We start from the raw sequence: 16,029 nt of genomic DNA on the forward strand, positions 1-16,029 counted from the left end.
CGGCGGGTCCGGACGCTGCCGGGACCGACACTGTGGAGACCGGGCAGACGGCCTCCACGCGATCAACCATGGAAGAGGCGTATTTCCCGTGCCACATCAGCCACAGCACCCCATCCCTGAAGAATTCGCAGGTAACGAGTGGCTCGTCGACGAACTGTTCGAGAAGTACCGGACGGACAAGAACTCGGTGGACGAGAAGTGGTGGCCGATCTTCGAGTCGATGAGCGCGGACAGCAGCACCGCCGCGGAGCCGGCGGGCGCCGCGCAGGCGCCGGCGCCGAAGGCGGCCCCGGCGGCCGCCCCCGCGCAGCCCAAGGCCGCCGCCGCCCCCCGGCCGCCCGCGGCCCAGCGCACCGCCGCTCGCACCTCCCCCGCCCCGGCGGCGAAGCCCGCCACGCCGCCCGCGCCCACCAGGTCCGGTGCCAAGGCCGAGGGCCGGCCCGAGACCGACCAGGGCGAGACCGAGGCCTCGGACGCCAAGAAGCCCATTCCGGCCCAGCCCGCCCGCGCCCGCGCCACGGCGCCCAACCACGACGCGCCGGCCGAGGACAAGGTCGTCAAGCTGCGCGGTCCGGCGAAGGCCGTGGCCGCCAACATGGACGCGTCCCTCACCGTCCCCACCGCCACCACGGTCCGCGCCGTCCCGGCGAAGCTGCTGATCGACAACCGGATCGTGATCAACAGCCACCTCTCCCGCAACCGCGGCGGCAAGGTGTCCTTCACGCACCTGATCGGCTACGCCGTGATCAAGGCGCTGGCCAACTACCCGTCCCAGAACGTCGTCTACGACGAGCAGGACGGCAAGCCCGTGGCGGTGCACCCCGCCCACGTCAACTTCGGCATCGCCATCGACATCCCGAACAAGGACGGCTCCCGCAACCTCGTGGTGCCGAACATCAAGGGCGCCGAGGCCATGTCCTTCATGCAGTTCTGGAACGCGTACGAGGACGTCGTCCGCCGCGCGCGCGCCAACGAGCTGACCATGGAGGACTACCAGGGCACCACGGTGTCCCTGACCAACCCGGGCGGCATCGGCACCGTGCACTCCGTGCCGCGGCTGTCCAAGGGCCAGGCGTGCATCGTCGGCGTGGGCGCGCTCGACCACCCCGCCGAGTACCGGGGCTCCTCCCCCAAGACCATCGCGCGGCACGCGGTCTCGAAGATCATCACCCTGACCTCGACCTACGACCACCGCGTCATCCAGGGCGCGGGCTCCGGCGAGTTCCTGCGCCTCATCGAGTCCTACCTGCTGGGCGGGGACGACTTCTACGACGAGATCTTCGAGGCCCTGCGGATCCCCTACGAGCCCGTGCGCTGGGCCGTGGACAACCAGGTCAACCCGGAGATCCAGGTCAACAAGGTCGCCCGGATCCAGCAGCTCATCCACGCGTACCGGGTCCGCGGCCACCTCATGGCCGACACCAACCCGCTCGAGTACGTGATGCGCAAGCACCCGGACCTCGACATCCGCACCTACGGGCTGTCCCTGTGGGACCTGGAGCGCGAGTGGCCCACCGGCGGCTTCGGCGGCGCGGACGTGCTCAGCCTGCGCACCATCCTGGGCCGGCTGCGGGACGCCTACTGCCGCACCCTCGGCGTGGAGTACATGCACCTGCAGGAGCCGGAGGAGCGCGAGTGGTTCCAGGACCAGCTCGAGCACGGTTACCAGAAGCCCAGCCGCGAGGAGCAGTTCCGCATCCTGGGCCGGCTCAACGCCGCCGAGGCGTTCGAGACGTTCCTGCAGACCAAGTACGTCGGTCAGAAGCGCTTCTCCCTCGAGGGCGGCGAGTCCCTGATCCCGCTGCTGGACGAGATCATCTCCGACGCCGCCGACGCCGGGCTCGCGGGCGTCGGCATCGCCATGGCCCACCGCGGCCGGCTCAACGTGCTCACCAACATCGCCGGCAAGTCCTACGCCCAGGTCTTCCGCGAGTTCGAGGGCAGCCAGGACCCGCGCACCACCGAGGGCTCCGGCGACGTGAAGTACCACCTCGGCACGGAGGGCTCCTTCACCTCCGACAACGGCAACGAGACCCAGGTCTACCTCGCCGCGAACCCGTCCCACCTCGAGGCCGCCGACCCGGTCATCGAGGGCATCGCCCGGGCCAAGACGGACGTCCTGGGCGCCGGGCCCGAGGGCGACGGGACGTTCCCGGTGCTGCCGATCCAGGTGCACGGCGACGCGGCCTTCGCGGGCCAGGGCGTGGTGGCCGAGGTCCTGCAGATGGCGCTGCTGCCCGGCTACACCGTGGGCGGCACCGTCCACGTGGTCGTGAACAACCAGGTGGGCTTCACCACCGCGCCCGCCGCGGCCCGGTCCACCACCTACGCGACGGACATCGCCAAGGGACTCCAGGCGCCGATCTTCCACGTCAACGCCGACGACCCCGAGGCCGTCACGCACGTGGGCCAGATGGCGTTCGCGTACCGGCAGACGTTCCACAAGGACGTCATCATCGACCTCGTGTGCTACCGGCGCCGCGGCCACAACGAGGGCGACGACCCCTCGATGACCCAGCCGCTGATGTACAACCTCATCGAGGAGAAGCGCTCGACCCGCAAGATCTACACCGAGAACCTCGTGGGCCGCGGCGACATCACCCAGGAGGAGGCCGACCGGGCGCTGAAGGACTACCAGGAGCGCCTGGAGCGGGTCTTCGCCGAGACGCACGAGGCGCAGACGTCCTCCATCCCGCTGGTCACCGGGGACTCCGCCGCGATCTCGAACATCGAGCGGCCCTCCGCCCAGCAGGCGGACTCCGGGGTCTCGATCCCCCGCACCACGGCCATCTCGACCGAGGCCGCCCAGCGGATCGGCGCGGTGCATGTGGAGGTCCCCGAGGACTTCGCCGTGCACAAGAAGCTGCGCAAGCTCCTCGAGCGCCGCGAGGCGATGACCCGCGAGGGCGGCGTGGACTGGGGCATGGGCGAGCTCATGGCCTTCGGCTCCCTCATGATGGAGGGCATCCCGGTCCGGATGAGCGGCCAGGACGTCCGGCGCGGCACGTTCACTCAGCGCCACGCCGTGTTCTACGACTCCGGCACCGGCGCGGAGTGGACCCCGCTCAACCACCTCTCCGGGAACCAGGCTCAGCTGGCGATCTACAACTCGCTGCTGTCCGAGTACGGCGTGCTGGGCTTCGAGTACGGCTACTCCGTGGAGCGCCCGGACGCCCTGACCGTGTGGGAGGCGCAGTTCGGCGACTTCGTCAACGGCGCCCAGATCATCCTGGACGAGTTCGTCTCCTCCGCGGAGCAGAAGTGGGGCCAGCGCTCGTCGCTGGTCATGCTCCTGCCGCACGGCTTCGAGGGGCAGGGCCCGGACCACTCCTCGGCCCGGATCGAGCGCTTCCTGACGCTGTGCGCCGAGAAGAACATGGTCGTGGCCAACCCCTCGACGCCGTCGAACCACTTCCACCTGCTGCGCCGGCAGGCCTACAGCCGCCCGCGCAAGCCGCTGGTGGTGGCCACGCCGAAGCAGCTGCTGCGCCTCAAGGCGGCGGCCTCCCCGATCGAGGAGTTCACCTCCGGCGCGTTCCGCCCGGTGATCGGCGACCAGGCGGGGCTCGAGGCCGCCGAGGTCACCGACGTGGTGCTGGTCTCCGGCCGGCTCTACTACGACCTCGCCGCGGCCCGCGAGGAGCGCAAGGACCGGAGGACGGCGATCGTGCGCGTGGAGCAGCTGTACCCGCTGCCCCTCGCGGAGATCCGGGAGGAGCTCGGCAAGTACCCCGAGGCCCGCCTCACGTGGGCGCAGGACGAGCCCGCCAACCAGGGCGCCTGGCCGTTCATGGCGGTCAACCTCCTGCCGCAGCTCGACCGGCCGGTCCGGCTCGCCTCCCGCCCCGCGTCCGCGTCCCCGGCCAACGGCTCGGCCAAGCGCCACGCGGCCGAGCTCGAGACCCTGGTGCAGACGGCCTTCGAGCGCGACTGAGCCCGTCCCGGGAGGGCGGGGCCCGTGCCCCTGCCCTCCCGCACGTCCCCAGCGGGTCCGGCGCCGGCCCGTGCCCACGGGCCGGCGCCGCTCGTCCCCCCGACATCCCGCACCCCCGACCAGAAAGAACGACGTGGAGCAACGAAGGATCAGAATTGTCGCAGTCGGTGACGAGCTGCTGGCCGGCGAGGGCGACCCCCGGGGCCTCGGCTGGTTCGGGCGGGTCATGGCCCGGACCCCGCACCACGTGGCCCCCGTGTCCGCCTACAACCTGGCGGCGCCCGGCGAGGGCAGCGAGTCGCTCAACGAGCGCTGGTTCGAGGAGGCGGCCCGCCGCTTCTCCCCCGGCCACGACAACCGCCTGGTCATCGCGCCCTCCACCCTGGACATCGACCTGTCCATCACGAGCGCGCGCTCCCGGCTGAACATGGCCAACATCATCGACACCGCCTCCCAGCACAACGTGCGGGTCCTCGTGGTCGGCCCCCCGCCCACGATGGACGCCGAGCGCAACCGCCGGATCGCGGACCTCTCGGCCGCCTACGCGGACGTCACGACCCGGCGCAACCACGTCTACGTGGACACGTTCAACCCGCTGCAGCACCACGAGCAGTGGCGCAAGGACCTCGCGGCCAACCACGGACACCCCGGCCAGGCCGGCTACGGGCTGATGGCGTGGCTCGTGCTGCACCGCGGCTGGTACGACTGGCTGGACCTGCCCGAGCCCCGGTGAGCCCCGCCCGTCCCGCGTGTGAGAGAATGGCGGGCAGTGCCTCGTCCGGCCGCCGCTGACATCACCAGACCACGCGGGAACGGACGCCGACACCCACGATCCACCGCGGGCGACCGCGGACAGACAGGAGGCTCGCATGAGCAAGCGCGGACGCAAGCGCAAGGACCGCCGCAAGGGCGGCGCCAACCACGGCAAGCGCCCCAACGCCTGAGGTCCTTCCCGGACCCCGGCGACGCCGTGACGGAAGGGCCCCGGACCGCTGACGCGGTCCGGGGCCCTTCCGTGTGCCCGGAGGTCCTGCCGTGCGGGAGCCGGGGCGCCGCGCTCAGGCGGCGGGCGGGTCCTGGCGCGCGCCGTGCAGCCGGGCGAGGATCGAGACCCGCAGGTCGGCGGGCGCGGTCTCCGCGCAGGACCGCCGGACCACGGAGCGGATCACGCACTCCAGGTCGTACTCGCGGGCGCACTCCGGGCACTCGAGGAGGTGGCCGTGGATCTCGTCGAGGTCGTCCGCCGGGAGCACCCCGTCGAGGTACTCGTAGATCAGGCGGATCCTCTCGTCCGTGCAGCATCCGAGGCTCTCGCAGTCGGCCATGTCTACTTGTCCTTTTCCTTCTTCTTGTCGCCGGTCACCCTGGACGTGTCGAAGCCGCGCTCGGCGGCGTAGTCGGCGAGCTTCTCGCGCAGCAGCTTCCGCCCGCGGTGCAGGCGGGACATCACCGTCCCGATCGGCGTGTCCATGATCTCGGAGATCTCCTTGTAGGCGAAGCCCTCCACGTCGGAGAAGTACACCGCCAGCCGGAACTCCTCGGGCAGCTCCTGCAGGGCGCGCTTGACGTCGCTGTCCGGCAGGTGGTCCAGCGCCTCCACCTCCGCGGAGCGCAGCCCCGAGGACGTGTGGGACTCGGCGCGGTGCAGCTGCCAGTCCTCGACGGTGTCGGTGTTCGCCTGCAGCGGCTCGCGCTGCCGCTTGCGGTAGAGGTTGATGTACGTGTTCGTGAGGATGCGGTACAGCCACGCCTTGAGGTTCGTGCCGGGCTTGTACTGGTGGAACGCGGAGAACGCCTTCGTGTAGGCCTCCTGCACGAGGTCCTCGGCGTCGGCCGGGTTGCGAGCCATGCGCAGGGCGGCGGCGTAGAGCTGGTCCACGTACACCATGGCGTCCTGCTCGAAGCGCGCCTTCCGGTCCTCGGGGGACTCGGTCTCGACGTCGACGGGCGGCTCGGTGCGCTGGGGGGCGGCCCCCTGCTGGTTCTGCTCGTTCATCACGGACCAGTCTACGGGGACGCGCGCGCGGGCCGGGGCGGGCTCGAGAACGCTCGTGGGGGCGGTGATGACTGCTCCTCTCCCCCGCCGTGCGGGTCCCTCCGAAAACCTGTGCCGGTGACCTGCCCCGGACGGGGCGGCCGCTGTCCTGCACAACGGGTGTCACCGTCGCACCTATTCCCACCGCGCCCGGCCCGTGTGCGCCCCGGGCGCGGTCCCCGTGGCTAGGATGGGACGAGCGGCGCCGTCCGCCGATCCAGACCCGCCCGACACAGCCCCGCGGTACCGTCTGCCGCCGAGGAGGAACCCATGAGCATCGTCCGTCGCATCGCCCGCCCGCTGCTGGCCACCGGTTACGTCGCCAACGGGGTGGAGAGCTTCCGCAACTCGTCCCAGGCCGCCCAGCACCTCGCCCCGGCGATCTCCGCCGCCACGAAGGCCTTCCCCCAGGCCGGACCCGCGCTGCAGAACCACGCCGTGGTGGCCCAGGGCCTGGCCGCGGCGCAGCTCGGCGCCGCCGTGCTCTTCGGGCTGGGCAAGCTGCCCCGCCTCTCGGCCGGCGTGCTCGTCACCACCACCGCGCTCAACGCCTACGCCGACTACCGCGCCGCGGAGGCGAGCACCCCGGAGCAGAAGGCCGCCCGCCGCTCCACCGCCTTCAAGAACTCCTCCCTGGTGGGCGCCGTCATGCTCGCCGCCGTGGACACCGAGGGCAACCCGTCCCTGCTGTGGCGTGCCGAGCACCTCGCCGGGGACGTCCGCAAGAACGCCTCCAAGCTGGGCAAGGACACCCAGAAGCAGGTGGCCAAGGCCGAGAAGGCCCTCCAGCACGCCGTCAAGCAGGGCTAGGCCCCGGTCCCCCTGTCGTGATGCCGCCGGAGTCCTCCGCCCCCGCAGCCCGTCCCGACGCCGCGGAGCCGGCCCCGCAGCACGAGCTGTGGCCGGCTCCGTTCGTCGGGCCCCGTCCCGTCGTCGCCGAGCTGACGGTGCCGGGCTCGAAGTCCCTCACCAACCGGTACCTGCTGCTCGCCGCCCTGGCGGACGGTCCGTGCCGGTTGCGCTCGCCCCTGCACTCCCGCGACTCGCGGCTGATGGTCGAGGCCCTGCGGGCCCTCGGGGCCCGCGTCGAGGAAGTGCCCGGGGACGGCGGCTTCGGCCCCGACCTGCTCGTCGAGCCCGCCCCCTGGGACGCCGCCGAACCGGTCACGGTCGAGTGCGGGCTGGCCGGGACCGTGATGCGCTTCGTGCCGCCGGTCGCCACCCTCGCACGGCGTCCCGTCACCTTCGACGGCGACCCGGGCGCCCGGGTGCGTCCCATGGGGCCGGTGATCGACGCCCTGCGCGCGCTCGGCCTGCTGGTCGAGGACGACGGCCGGGGCCGGCTGCCCTTCACCGTGCACGGCACCGGCGGCGTGCGCGGCGGGGAGCTGGAGATCGACGCCACCGGCTCGAGCCAGTTCGTCTCGGCCCTGCTGCTCGCGGGTGCCCGGTTCGACGACGGGCTCGTGCTGCGCCACCGCAGCGCCGACGGCTCGGGGCGCGGTGTGCCGTCCATGCCGCACGTCGAGATGACCGTCGAGGTGCTGCGCGGCCTCGGCGTCTCCGTGGACGACTCCGTGCCCGACGAGTGGCGGGTCTCCCCCGGGCCGGTGCGGGCCTTCGACGTGACCATCGAGCAGGACCTCTCCAACGCCGGCCCCTTCCTGGCCGCGGCCGTGGTGACCGGCGGACGGGTCTCGGTGCCCCGCTGGCCCGACCGCACCACCCAGGGCGGCGACCACTGGAAGCACATCCTCCCGGCCTTCGGCGCGGCGGTGGAGCTCACGGACGGGACCTTCACCGTCACGGGACCGGACGCGGTGACCGGGGTCGACCTCGATCTCGGCGAGGCCGGGGAGCTCGCGCCCACCGTCGCGGCCGTGTGCGCGGTCGCCGGCACGCCCTCGCGGCTGCGCGGCATCGCCCACCTGCGCGGCCACGAGACCGACCGGCTCGCCGCGCTCGTCACGGAGATCAACCGGCTCGGCGGCGACGCCGAGGAGACCGCGGACGGGCTGCTGATCCGGCCGGCCCCCCTGCACGGCGGGACGTTCCACAGCTACGAGGACCACCGGATGGCCACCGCCGGCGCCGTGATCGGCCTCGTGGTCCCGGACGTCCGGGTCGAGAACATCGCGACCACCGCCAAGACCCTCCCCGAGTTCCCCCGGCTGTGGGCGGAGCTCACGGGCACGAGCCGTGACGCGTAGGGACTCCGTCCGGCGCGACTGGGACGAGTCGGACGTGCGCGTCCGTCCCAGCAAGACCGGCTCCCGCCCGCGCACCAAGGAGCGGCCGGCGCACGAGGACGCCGTCACCGGCCGCATCGTCACCGTGGACCGCGGCCGCTACACCGCGATCCTCGAGGAGGACACCCCCGGGGAGCGGCTGGTCGTGGCCGTGCGCGCCCGGGAGCTGCGCCGCCGGCCCGTGGTCGCGGGCGACCTCGTGGGTCTCGTCGGCGACGTCAGCGGCGCCCCGGACAGCCTGGCCCGCCTCGTGCGGATCGAGGAGCGCTCCACCGTCCTGCGCCGCAGCGCGGACGACACCGACCCGGTCGAGCGGGTCGTGGTGGCCAACGCCGACCAGCTCGTGGTCGTCGTTGCCGCCGCCAACCCCGAGCCCCGCACCGGGTTCATCGACCGCTCCCTCGTGGCCGCCTACGACGCCGGCATCGAACCGCTGCTGTGCATCACCAAGACCGACCTGCGGGACCCCGCCGAGCTGATCTCCCACTACACGGCGCTCGAGCTGCCCGTGCTCGTCTCGGGACCCGCCCGCGACGTCCCGGCCGACGACGACGGGACCACGCTGCCCCTCGACCCGGCGCTCGTCGAGGCCCTGCGCGAGCGTCTCGACGGCCACGTCTCGGTGCTGCTGGGCCACTCCGGCGTGGGCAAGTCCACCCTCGTCAACGCCCTCACGGGCGCCGACCGGGCCACGGGCGGGGTGAACGCCGTGACCGGACGGGGCCGGCACACGTCGTCGTCGGCCCTCGCCCTGAAGATCGAGGACGCCTCCCCCGGGTCCTGGATCATCGACACCCCCGGCATCCGCTCGTTCGGCCTGGCGCACGTGGACCACGACCGGATCGTGGAGTCCTTCGACGAGCTCGCCGAGGCGATCGCCGAGTGCCCCAAGGGCTGCCGGCACACGGGGACGTCCCCCGGCTGCGCCCTGGACGCCTGGGTGGCGCAGGGCCGCGCCGGGGAGGCGGGCGAGTCCCGGCTGGTCTCCCTGCGCCGGCTGCTCGGGGCCGGGGAGCGCCCCGGGGAGTCCCGCGAGGACAAGGAGCTCGGCGTCCAGTGAGCCGTCGGGCGGGGGTGCCTCGCACCCCCGCCCGACCAGGCCCGGGACCGCGGTTCGGGGTAGGTTGGACCAATGCGCAGCCCCAGCAACTACACCGACGACCTCCGCCTCGCCCACATCCTGGCCGACGCCGTGGACCGCCTGACCATGCGCCGGTTCAAGGCCCAGGACCTCACGGTGGAGACCAAGCCCGACCTCACCCCCGTCACGGACGCCGACCGCGAGGCCGAGCAGCTCATCCGCACCCAGCTGGGGCGCGCGCGCAACCGGGACGCCGTGATCGGCGAGGAGTACGGCGCCACCGGCAGCGGCGCCCGGCAGTGGGTCGTGGACCCCATCGACGGCACCAAGAACTTCGTGCGCGGCGTGCCGGTGTGGGCCACCCTGATCGCCCTCGTCGACGAGGGCCGGCCGGTGGTCGGCGTGGTCTCCGCGCCGGCGCTCGGGCGCCGCTGGTGGGCGGCGGCCGGCACGGGCGCGTTCACCGGCAAGTCCCTGGCCAACGCCCAGCGGATCCACGTATCCCAGGTGGGGCGGCTGTCCGACGCCTCGCTGTCCTACTCCTCGCTCACGGGGTGGCGGGACCGCGGGGTGCGCGAGCGCTTCCTGGAGCTCACCGACGAGGTCTGGCGGACCCGGGCCTACGGCGACTTCTGGTCCTACTGCCTCCTCGCCGAGGGCGCCGTGGACATCGCCTGCGAGCCCGAGCTCAGCCTGCACGACATGGCCGCGCTGGTGCCCGTGGTCGAGGAGGCCGGCGGCCGGTTCACGTCCCTCGAGGGCGAGCCCGGGCCCTTCGGCGGCAACGCGCTGGCCACCAACGGCCTGCTGCACGACGAGGTGCTGGGGCTGCTCGCGACCGGCTCCTGAGCCGCCCCCGTCGTCGTCGGTCTCCGGCCGGGGTCAGAGGTCCTGGCCGGTGAAGCCCATCTCCCGCTCGATGCACTGCTGGAACGCCGCCTGGTCATTGGAGAACTGCGAGCAGGCCTCCATGGCCGGCCCGAACTCCCCGAACAGCGCCCCGAAGAGCACCAGGAAGAGGATGCTCGCCAGGATCGCCAGGACGCTGAGCACGATGCCGATGATCGGCAGGGCCTTGGACGCGCCGGGCGTCCTGCCCAGCTTGCGCAGCGCCACGATGCCCAGCACCAGGCCCACGAGGCCCGGGACGAGGCCGAGCACGAACCAGCACGTCAGCAGCGCCACGATGCCCAGCACCAGGGAGGCGATGCCCAGCCCCGTGCCGGCGGGCCGCGGGCTCGCGCCGTACTGGTTCATGTCGTACTGCCCCTGGTAGCCCTGCTGCCCCTGGTAGCCCGGGCCGCCGTACTGGCCCTGGTCGTACTGGCCCTGGCCCTGGTAGCCCTGGCCGCCGTACTGACCCTGGTCGTACTGGCCCTGGCGGTACTGGTCCTGGTAGCCCTGCTGCCCCTGGCCGTAGGAGTCCTGGCCCTGGTAGCCCTGGCCGCCGTACTGGCCCTGGCCGTACTGGCTCTGGTAGCCCTGCTGCCCCTGGCCGTACTGCGGTGTGGCGTACGGGTCGCCGGCGCCGCCCTGGCCGGAGCGCGGCGGCTCGTAGGAGGGTCCCGAAGGCGCTCCCTCGACGCGCTGACCGTACTCGGGCGGGTCGTGGCGACCGGAGCTCGACGACCCGCCGGCACCGGTGCCGCTCTGGTCTGGCGTGTTGTCGTTGTGGCTCATGGCATTGCCCTTTCGGTCGTCTGCGGTACGCCACCAGCTTGTCACACGGCCCGCCGGGACGTGCCCCTTCCCGGGCGGCGGCACGGCGCCCGCCTGCCCCCGGAACGATCCGGGCACGAAAAAACCGGGGAGCGCCTCGCGGCGCTCCCCGGTCAGGGATCTCGTGGAGATGGGGGGAATTGAACCCCCGTCCGATGCAGCATTGTCAGGGCTTCTCCGGGTGCAGTCTGCGTGGCGTTTTCTCAGTCCCGGCCCTCGTGCAGACACGTGGCCGACGGACTCAGTCGCGAAAGTGTTCTCCAGACGCCCGCGACGAACGGCTGGAGCAGTGGCCTCCTGATTGATGCCAGACCCCGGGTCGAAGGCGAACCCGGGCTGACAGTCACCTAAGTAGTCTGGTTGCGCTTACGCCGCGAGGGCGAAGGCGTTCTGAGACTTGGCGACGTTGCTCTGAGAATTGGCAACTATTGTTTTACAGAGAGCGTTTACGAGATAACTCTGCGTCCTCGACCCGCTTCCCCTGTCTCAACTCACATCGTCGAAACCGATCATCCCCGTATTTTGTTGTCAAGCACCCCGCCGCAGCGGGACACACCATTCTACCGCGCGGTACCCGCCAACCGCAAGCATTCGCCCCGGACCCTCAGCCCAGGTTCTTGTAGCGCATGGCCCGCTGGGCCTCGCGGTTGTCCTGCTGCTCCCGCAGGGTCTGGCGCTTGTCGTACTCCCGCTTGCCCTTGGCCACGGCGATCTCGACCTTGGCCTTCTTCCCGTCCACGAAGTAGAGGGACAGCGGCACGATCGTGAAGCCGGACTCCCGCGTCTTCTGCTGGATCTTGTCCATCTCGCTGCGGTGCAGGAGCAGCTTGCGGCGGCGGCGGGCGGAGTGATTGGTCCACGACCCCTGCAGGTACTCGGGGATGTGGACGCCCTCGAGCCACAGCTCGCCGTCGGTGAACTGGCAGAACCCGTCCACGAGCGACGCGCGCCCCATGCGCAGGGACTTCACCTCGGTGCCCATGAGCGCGAGACCCGCCTCGTAGGTGTCGAGGATGTGGTAGTCGTGCCGGGCCTTTTTGTTGTTGGCGACGACCTGGCGACCAGTGTCCTTCTTGGCCATGGGCCTCCTCCCTGGGGACGGTGCGGACGGGAACGTGCCGCGCACCGGGGCACGCGGCAGATCCTCCATCCTACGCCACGGCCCTCGCGCGGGACCACGGCCGGCACCCGGACCCGGCGGCGCCCCGCCCAGGAGCGTCGCCCCAGGTCACCCCGCCGCACCCGGTAGGCTGGGCGGATGCTGGAGCCAGTCCCCACCGAGCGCCCGCCCGCTGCGGACGTCCTGTACCTCGTCGGCACGAGCGGTCACCCGAACTTCGGCGACGAGTTCATCGCCGCCTCGTGGCTGCGCTTCCTCGCCCGCGCCCGGCCCGGCGCCGAGGTGTGGCTCGACTGCCCCCACCCGGGGCTGGCGTCCCACCTGTTCGACGGACTGCACCCGGGTCTGCGGACCACCGACACCCTGTGGCGGCTCGCCTTCGAGACGACCGGCATGGACCCGGCCGCGGCGGACGCCCACGTGGACCGGGTGGTGACGCACCTGGGGTCCCCGCGCTACGACCTCGGCCTGCTCGGCGCCCGGCGCGCGAGTTCCGTGCACTTCCTCGGGGGCGGGTACCTGAACTCCATCTGGCCGCACCACGCGCGCCTGCTCCGGGCGGCGCTGCGGCTGCGCCAGGTCTCCGGGGCGCGGCTGGCCGCCACCGGCCTGGGCCTGGCCCCCGCCACCGACGCCGAGGGCCTGCGCGCCGCGCTCGGCGCCTTCGACCACGCCACGGTCCGTGACGCGCCCAGCGCCCAGCTCGCCCGCGCCGACCGCGCCCCCGACGACGCCTTCCTCGGCCTGCCCGGCCTCGCGGGCTTCACCGGCGCGCCCGCCGAGGGGACGGACGACGGCGACGTGTGGGTGTGCCTGCAGAGCGACATGACCGAGCCCGGGATCCTCGACGGCGCCGTCGCCGCCGTGCGGGCCGCGCTGACGGGTCCGGCACTGGCGGGCCGGACCGTGCGCTACCTCGAGGCGATCCCCGGCGCGGACCGCGCGGCCTTCGACCGGCTCGCCGACCTCGTCCCCGAGGAGAACTTCGTGCCGTTCACGCGGCTCTGGCAGGAGGGCTTCCCGGCCCGGCCGGGTCAGACGTGGATCACCTCGCGGTTCCACTTCCACCTGCTCGCCGCCGCGTGCGGCGCGGAGGGCACCGCGCTGGAGGTCAGCCCCGACTACTACCGCGTCAAGCACCAGTCGCTGCTCGAGGCCGGCACGGGGTGGTCCGTCACGCCCACCGGCGGCACGGAGCCGTACGCGCCCGCCCGGTCGCACGCCTTCCCCGCCACGGCCGCGCGGCTGCACCGCACCAAGCTGCGGGAGGCGGAGGAGCTGTACCCGGCGGCAGCGGCCCCCGAGGACGACCCCGCCGGGACGGAGCCCCGCACCCGGCCGGGACGGACGGTGGCGCGCTTCCTGCGCCGCTGAGCGCCCGCCCTCCCAGGGCACCGGGCCCCGGCCGGTCGCGGGACCGGCCGGGGCCCGGTCAGGGGTCCCGCGGGAGCTCAGGCGTCGGCCGGGGCGTGGCGCTGGTCGGCGCGCCAGCGGATCCCGGCGTCGACGAAGCCGTCGATCGCGCCGTCGAAGATCGCGGAGGGGTTGCCCTCCTCGTGGTTGGTCCGCAGGTCCTTGACCATCTGGTACGGGTTCAGGACGTAGGAGCGCATCTGGTCGCCCCAGGACGCCTTGACGTCCCCGGCCAGCTCCTTCTTCTTGGCGCTCTCCTCCTCCTGGCGCTGCAGGAGCAGCCGCGACTGGAGCACGCGCAGCGCGGCGGCGCGGTTCTGGATCTGGGACTTCTCGTTCTGCATGGACACGACGATGCCCGTGGGGATGTGGGTCATCCGCACGGCGGAGTCCGTGGTGTTCACGGACTGCCCGCCGGGGCCCGAGGAGCGGAAGACGTCCACCTTGATCTCGGACTCGGGGATCTCGATCGAGTCGTCCTGCTCGATGAGCGGGATGACCTCCACCGCCGCGAACGAGGTCTGGCGCCGCCCCTGGTTGTCGAAGGGGGAGATGCGGACGAGCCGGTGGGTGCCGGCCTCGACGGACAGGGTGCCGAAGGCGTAGGGGGCCTTGACCTCGAAGGTCGCGGACTTCAGGCCCGCCTCCTCCGCGTAGGAGGTGTCCAGGACGGTGGTCGGGTAGCCGTGGCGCTCCGCCCAGCGCAGGTACATGCGCATGAGCATCTCGGCGAAGTCGGCGGCGTCCACGCCGCCGGCGCCGGAGCGGATGGTCACCACGGCCTCGCGCTCGTCGTACTCGCCCGAGAGCAGGGTCTGGACCTCCAGCCGGGAGAGCGCCTTCTTGACCGCGGCGAGCTCCTCCACGGCGAGCTCCAGGGTCTCCGCGTCGTCCTCCTCGGCGGCCAGCTGCACCATGACCTCGATGTCGTCGATGCGGCCGCCGAGCTTCTCGAGCCGCTCGAGGTCGGACTGCTTGTGGGAGAGCTTGGAGGTGATCTTCTGCGCCGCGGCCTGGTCGTCCCACAGGTCCGGGGCGGTCGCCTGCTGCGAGAGCTCGGCGATGTCCCGCTTGATGGCGTCGACGTCGCTCACGGCCTCGATGGACGCGAACGTGGAACGGAGGGCGGAGATCTCTGCCGGAAAGTCAAGGGAGGCCATGGAAGCCAAGATTATCCCATGGGGGCAAATCGCCCCGGCCCGGCCCGGCGTCCCTCTGGCAGGATGGTGCCGAGAGGAAGGAAGCACGATGCGCATCCCTCGCACGCTGGCCCTGGTCCTCGCCGGCGGGAAGGGCTCCCGGCTCGGCGCCCTGACCGAGAAGAAGGTCAAGCCCGCCCTCCCCGTGGCGGGCACCTACCGGCTCATCGACGTCGCCCTGTCCAACCTCGTGCACTCCCACCTCTCGGACGTGTGGGTCGTCGAGCAGTTCCTTCCGCACAGCCTCAACCAGCACCTGGCCAACGGGCGCCCCTGGGACCTCGACCGCACCCACGGCGGGCTCCAGGTCCTGCCCCCGTACCAGGGCACCGAGGGCGAGGGCTTCGCCGAGGGCAACGCGGACTCGCTCTACCGGCAGAAGGACCTGATCCGCGACTTCGCCCCGGACCTGGTCCTGGTGCTCAGCGCCGACCACCTGTACACGCTGAACTTCCTCGACGTGATCGACACCCACCTCGAGCGGGGCGCCGACCTGACCGTGGTCACCACGCTCGTCGACGAGGACCCCTCCCGCTACGGCGTGGTGCAGGCCGACGACGGCGGCCGCGTCACCGGCTTCGACTACAAGCCGGACGAGCCCCGGGGGCGGCTGGTCGCGGCCGAGATGTTCCTCTACGACGCGGAGAAGCTGCTGGAGGCCCTGGACCTCGTGCACGAGCAGGAGGGCGGGCTCGAGGACTACGGCAACGACCTGGTCCCGTGGTTCGTGGCGCACCGCAGGGTGGTGGAGCACCGCCTGGACGGGTACTGGATGGACCTGGGCACCCTGCAGTCCTACTGGACCGCCCACATGCAGATGCTCGACGGCGACGGCGTGGCCCTGGACGACCCCGGCTGGCCGATCCTCTCGGCCCAGCCGCAGCGGGTGCCCGCCCGGATCGCCGGCAGCGCCGAGCTGCGCGGGTCGATGGTCGCCGCGGGCGCGATGGTGCGCGGCGCCGTGGAGCACTCGGTGCTCGGCCCCGGCGTCGTCGTCGAGGAGGGCGCCACGGTGCGCAGCTCGGTGCTGCTGGACGGCGTCCGGGTGGGAGCCGGGGTGACCCTCGAGAACGTCCTCGCCGACACGGGAGCCGACATCTCCGCGGGTGCGCACGGCGCCGCGGGCGCCGTGACCCTGATCGACGGCACGGGCGCCGTGGCGGCCACCGAGGAGTTCGACCGCGGGGCGGTCCTGCCCCGCGGTCACTGAGCCCTCCGCGGACCGGTCCCGCCGGGGCGGGACCCGCCCGGGACGGGACCGCCCGGACGGATCGTGTCC

General features: G+C 72.5%; 14 protein-coding genes and 1 other RNA gene. 9 read left to right on the plus strand and 6 right to left on the minus strand.

Annotated elements, in window-relative coordinates:
* Window positions 1-88: 88 nt before the first annotated feature.
* From ACZ2G1_RS05360 to ACZ2G1_RS05370, 3 genes are all read left to right on the plus strand, one after another.
* Window positions 89-3,934, plus strand: coding sequence for a multifunctional oxoglutarate decarboxylase/oxoglutarate dehydrogenase thiamine pyrophosphate-binding subunit/dihydrolipoyllysine-residue succinyltransferase subunit (locus tag ACZ2G1_RS05360; protein WP_035927298.1), 3,846 nt, complete (start codon window positions 89-91; stop codon window positions 3,932-3,934).
* 133 nt (window positions 3,935-4,067) lie between these two features.
* Window positions 4,068-4,667 carry a GDSL-type esterase/lipase family protein gene (locus ACZ2G1_RS05365; protein WP_031283102.1) on the plus strand — a complete coding sequence of 200 codons (600 nt, stop codon included), beginning with the start codon at window positions 4,068-4,070 and terminating at the stop codon, window positions 4,665-4,667.
* 136 nt (window positions 4,668-4,803) lie between these two features.
* On the plus strand, window positions 4,804-4,878 hold the full coding sequence (locus ACZ2G1_RS05370; protein WP_095343185.1) for a 50S ribosomal protein bL37: 75 nt from the start codon (window positions 4,804-4,806) through the stop codon (window positions 4,876-4,878).
* Between the two features lie 114 nt (window positions 4,879-4,992).
* Here ACZ2G1_RS05370 and rsrA read toward each other — a convergent pair whose 3' ends face one another.
* Entirely contained in the window at window positions 4,993-5,259 is a 267-nt protein-coding gene (rsrA, locus tag ACZ2G1_RS05375) for a mycothiol system anti-sigma-R factor (protein ID WP_017833667.1), read from the minus strand.
* Between the two features lie 2 nt (window positions 5,260-5,261).
* A complete protein-coding gene (locus tag ACZ2G1_RS05380; protein WP_017833666.1) occupies window positions 5,262-5,930 on the minus strand; it encodes a sigma-70 family RNA polymerase sigma factor in 669 nt (222 codons plus the stop codon).
* Window positions 5,931-6,239: 309 nt separating this feature from the next.
* Between ACZ2G1_RS05380 and ACZ2G1_RS05385 the strand changes: the two genes are divergently transcribed.
* The 4 genes from ACZ2G1_RS05385 to hisN all read left to right on the plus strand — a co-directional run bounded on the left by ACZ2G1_RS05385 (window position 6,240) and on the right by hisN (window position 10,148).
* Window positions 6,240-6,779 carry a DoxX family membrane protein gene (locus ACZ2G1_RS05385; protein ID WP_017833665.1) on the plus strand — a complete coding sequence of 180 codons (540 nt, stop codon included), beginning with the start codon at window positions 6,240-6,242 and terminating at the stop codon, window positions 6,777-6,779.
* 20 nt (window positions 6,780-6,799) lie between these two features.
* Complete coding sequence (gene aroA, locus ACZ2G1_RS05390) at window positions 6,800-8,179, plus strand: 3-phosphoshikimate 1-carboxyvinyltransferase (protein ID WP_109243514.1); 1,380 nt, start codon at window positions 6,800-6,802, stop codon at window positions 8,177-8,179.
* Window positions 8,169-9,278, plus strand: coding sequence for a ribosome small subunit-dependent GTPase A (rsgA, locus tag ACZ2G1_RS05395; RefSeq protein WP_017833663.1), 1,110 nt, complete (start codon window positions 8,169-8,171; stop codon window positions 9,276-9,278). Before aroA ends, rsgA begins: the two co-directional genes overlap by 11 nt.
* 72 nt (window positions 9,279-9,350) lie before the next feature.
* Window positions 9,351-10,148, plus strand: a complete 798-nt coding sequence (hisN, locus tag ACZ2G1_RS05400) for a histidinol-phosphatase (protein ID WP_017833662.1) — start codon at window positions 9,351-9,353, stop codon at window positions 10,146-10,148.
* A 33-nt stretch (window positions 10,149-10,181) separates the two neighbouring features.
* Here the strand turns inward: hisN and ACZ2G1_RS05405 are convergent, their stop codons facing one another.
* The 3 genes from ACZ2G1_RS05405 to smpB form a co-directional block, all read right to left on the minus strand.
* Window positions 10,182-10,979, minus strand: a complete 798-nt coding sequence (locus tag ACZ2G1_RS05405; protein ID WP_109243491.1) for a DUF4190 domain-containing protein — start codon at window positions 10,977-10,979, stop codon at window positions 10,182-10,184.
* A gap of 161 nt (window positions 10,980-11,140) precedes the next feature.
* Window positions 11,141-11,535, minus strand: a transfer-messenger RNA (tmRNA) gene (gene ssrA / locus ACZ2G1_RS05410).
* 87 nt (window positions 11,536-11,622) lie between these two features.
* The gene (gene smpB / locus ACZ2G1_RS05415) at window positions 11,623-12,099 is read right to left on the minus strand and encodes an SsrA-binding protein SmpB (RefSeq protein WP_017833660.1); all 477 of its coding nucleotides are present in this window, start codon (window positions 12,097-12,099) and stop codon (window positions 11,623-11,625) included.
* Between the two features lie 177 nt (window positions 12,100-12,276).
* Here smpB and ACZ2G1_RS05420 point away from each other — a divergent pair, with 177 nt between their 5' ends.
* Entirely contained in the window at window positions 12,277-13,512 is a 1,236-nt protein-coding gene (locus tag ACZ2G1_RS05420) for a polysaccharide pyruvyl transferase family protein (protein WP_368827613.1), read from the plus strand.
* Window positions 13,513-13,589: 77 nt separating this feature from the next.
* Here the strand turns inward: ACZ2G1_RS05420 and prfB are convergent, their stop codons facing one another.
* On the minus strand, window positions 13,590-14,711 hold the full coding sequence (prfB, locus tag ACZ2G1_RS05425; RefSeq protein ID WP_017833658.1) for a peptide chain release factor 2: 1,122 nt from the start codon (window positions 14,709-14,711) through the stop codon (window positions 13,590-13,592).
* 88 nt (window positions 14,712-14,799) lie between these two features.
* Here prfB and ACZ2G1_RS05430 point away from each other — a divergent pair, with 88 nt between their 5' ends.
* Window positions 14,800-15,960 (plus strand): glucose-1-phosphate adenylyltransferase family protein, encoded by a 1,161-nt coding sequence (locus ACZ2G1_RS05430; RefSeq protein ID WP_109268042.1) that lies wholly within the window; start codon window positions 14,800-14,802, stop codon window positions 15,958-15,960.
* Window positions 15,961-16,029: the final 69 nt, after the last annotated feature.

It is taken from the genome of Kocuria sp. KKT182 (genome assembly GCF_055635395.1).

Coding starts and splice junctions, on each gene's coding strand:
- prfB (WP_017833658.1), bottom strand. CDS start 14,711: ATGGCCTCCCTTGACTTTCCGGCAGAGATCTCCGCCCTCCGTTCCACG.
- ACZ2G1_RS05405 (WP_109243491.1), bottom strand. CDS start 10,979: ATGAGCCACAACGACAACACGCCAGACCAGAGCGGCACCGGTGCCGGC.
- aroA (WP_109243514.1), top strand. CDS start 6,800: ATGCCGCCGGAGTCCTCCGCCCCCGCAGCCCGTCCCGACGCCGCGGAG.
- hisN (WP_017833662.1), top strand. CDS start 9,351: ATGCGCAGCCCCAGCAACTACACCGACGACCTCCGCCTCGCCCACATC.
- rsrA (WP_017833667.1), bottom strand. CDS start 5,259: ATGGCCGACTGCGAGAGCCTCGGATGCTGCACGGACGAGAGGATCCGC.
- ACZ2G1_RS05430 (WP_109268042.1), top strand. CDS start 14,800: ATGCGCATCCCTCGCACGCTGGCCCTGGTCCTCGCCGGCGGGAAGGGC.
- ACZ2G1_RS05385 (WP_017833665.1), top strand. CDS start 6,240: ATGAGCATCGTCCGTCGCATCGCCCGCCCGCTGCTGGCCACCGGTTAC.
- smpB (WP_017833660.1), bottom strand. CDS start 12,099: ATGGCCAAGAAGGACACTGGTCGCCAGGTCGTCGCCAACAACAAAAAG.
- ACZ2G1_RS05380 (WP_017833666.1), bottom strand. CDS start 5,930: ATGAACGAGCAGAACCAGCAGGGGGCCGCCCCCCAGCGCACCGAGCCG.
- ACZ2G1_RS05420 (WP_368827613.1), top strand. CDS start 12,277: ATGCTGGAGCCAGTCCCCACCGAGCGCCCGCCCGCTGCGGACGTCCTG.